Consider the following 2,438-nt stretch of genomic DNA (forward strand, 5'->3'; position numbering starts at 1 on the left):
CAACGATCAGGCTAACGCACAGCGAGGTTATGCGACCAATCGTGTACCGGATCATCGCCCGCATGCTCCGCGTATTTCAGGCGTAATGGCGGCGCCCGGATGCCGGATGCCGCGCAATGGAGTTAAGGCCAAGTAACCCCCGTCAGGTCAATCGCGGCGGTCGGCTGGTTCTTCCACAGTCCCTCAATCCCGGCGCGGGCAACGGTCGGCACGGCCAATTCGAACAGATAGACGTTGACGTAATCCTCCGCGATGATCGTCTGCGCCTTTTTCAGCAAAGCCGAGCGCGCCGCCGGGTCGGTGGTGGAGGTCAGTGTCTTCATCAAAGCCTGAAAATCCGGGTTGTTGTATTGGAAATAGTAATCCGGGTTGGCATAGATGCCGATATCCATCGGCTCGGTATGGCTCACGATGGTCAGGCCGAAATCCTTGCCTTTGAAGGTAGACTCCAACCACTGCGCCCACTCCTGATTTTCAATCTCGGTCTTGATGCCAACCGCGCGCAACTGGGCCGCGATAATCTCCCCCCCCCGCCGGGCATAGGACGGCGGTGGCAGTTTCAACGTGGTGGTAAACCCGTCCGGCATCCCCGCCTCGGCCAGAAGCGACTTCGACTTCGCCGGGTCATAGTTCGAAAGCGCCGTAAGATCGACATAATCGGGGTTATGCGGCGCAAAATGCGTGCCAATAGGGGTGCCGATACCGTACATCGCTCCGTCAATAACCGCCTTGCGGTCAATCGCATGAGCGACCGCCTCCCGCACCAGTTTGTTGTTGAACGGGGCGGCGCCGTTGTTCATCGCCAGAATCGTCTCCCCTTCGGTATTGCCGACCAAGACCTGAAAGCGTGGGTCCGCCTCAAACTGCGGCAGGTTTTCGGGGGCGGGGAAGCCGACGAACACGTCAACATCTTCTGCCATCATCGCGGCAAAAGCCGCCGTCGGGTCGGAAATGAAGCGGAAGGTAGCGGTTTCCATCGCGGCTGGCTTGCCCCAGTAATTCGGGTTGCGCTTGATGTCGATGCGGTCGCCCTGCACCCAGTCGCTGAACATGAACGCCCCGGTGCCGATGGGTTTTGTCGCAATATCGGCAATGCTTTCAGGGGCCACAATCACCGCATCCCCCCAGGCAAGGTTGAACAACATCGAGCCGTTCGGTTCCGAAAGCGTCAGCTTCACGGTCAGGGGGTCTTCCACGGTTACATCGGCGATTCCCGCAAACAACGCCTTCTGGGCATTGGCGCTGTCCGCCGCGCGGGCGCGGTCAAGGCTGAACTTGACATCTTCGGCGTCCATCGTGGTGCCATCGTGGAAGGTGACGCCTTTGTGCAGATGGAATGTATAGGTCAGCCCATCATCGGAAATGTCCCAGCTTTCCGCCAGCCCCGGCACAACGGACCCATCCGACATGAAGCGGGTCAACCCTTCGAAGATGTTGGAGTAGACTACGGAATCAATCGCTTGCGCCGCACCGCTTGTCGGGTCGAGGTTCGGCGGCTCCAACTGCATCGCAACGCGGATATCAGTGTGTTCCGCCATCGCGGCACCCGCGAAAAGCGCGGTGGTCCCGGCCAGTACAAGCGCGGTCAGGTGTTTCATCTGGTCGTCCCCCTTCAGGTATTTTCCGGCAGCAGCAAGGCGGCAAGGCTTCGCGCCATTACCGCCGCGCTATCCATCATATCGTCAACGCCAACATATTCATCCGGTTTATGCGCAAGCTCCAACAGCCCCGGCCCATAGGCCACACAGTTTTTCAACTTGCCGATGCGGTCAATATGTTTCTGGTCATAACTGCCGGGGGAGGCGACAAATTCCGCCGGTTTGCCCAAAACATCGGCAATCGCCGCAGCCACCGTGCGCGCAACTGGCGCATCGCGGTCGGTCATCGAAGGGATAACATGGTTCAATTCCTTCACGGCATAGTCAAACCGCGGCCGATCGCGCTTCAACCCTTCAAGCAAGTTGGTGACTTCATCGCGCACCGAGTCCAGAGTTTCCTCCACCAGATAACGCCGGTCGATCACGATGCGGCAACTGTCCGGCACACAATGGGAGGGCAGGGCGGTCGAGTCCACAGGTTGTTCGGCTTGGCCGCCGTGGATGGAATTGACGTTCATGGTGGAAGATCGCGCCCCTTCCGGCACCACGGGCATATCGGTTCGCCGCGCCGCCATGGCGGGGTAGAGTTTTTGCTCAAACACCTCCAGCACCGCGCCCATATGGCGAATGGCGCAATCGCCAAGGAAGGGCATGGAGCCGTGGGCAATTTCGCCAAAGGTTTCAATCTCTGCCCACCAGCCGCCGCGATGTCCAAGGCAGACCCGATCCTTTTGCAAGGGTTCAGGGATAATCACATGCTGCACCTTTTGCGGTGAGAAAAATCCCCTTTCCGCCAGATAGGCGACGCCGCCATAACCGCCTGATTCCTCGTCCGCGGTG

Annotated in this window: 2 protein-coding genes; both read right to left on the bottom strand. The window is 59.3% G+C overall.

Annotation, left to right across the window (positions count from 1 at the left end; all coding sequences use genetic code 11):
- Positions 1-122: 122 nt before the first annotated feature.
- Positions 123-1,598: an ABC transporter substrate-binding protein gene (locus L0H65_RS18370; protein WP_301460655.1), complete on the bottom strand. Its 1,476-nt coding sequence runs from the start codon at positions 1,596-1,598 to the stop codon at positions 123-125.
- A gap of 14 nt (positions 1,599-1,612) precedes the next feature.
- Positions 1,613-2,438, bottom strand: an 826-nt coding sequence (locus tag L0H65_RS18375; RefSeq protein ID WP_301460656.1) for an acetylornithine deacetylase/succinyl-diaminopimelate desuccinylase family protein, incomplete at its 5' end; no start/stop codon positions are given.

Source organism: Pseudorhodobacter sp., assembly GCF_030452865.1.
Taxonomy (GTDB): Bacteria; Pseudomonadota; Alphaproteobacteria; order Rhodobacterales; family Rhodobacteraceae; genus Pseudorhodobacter.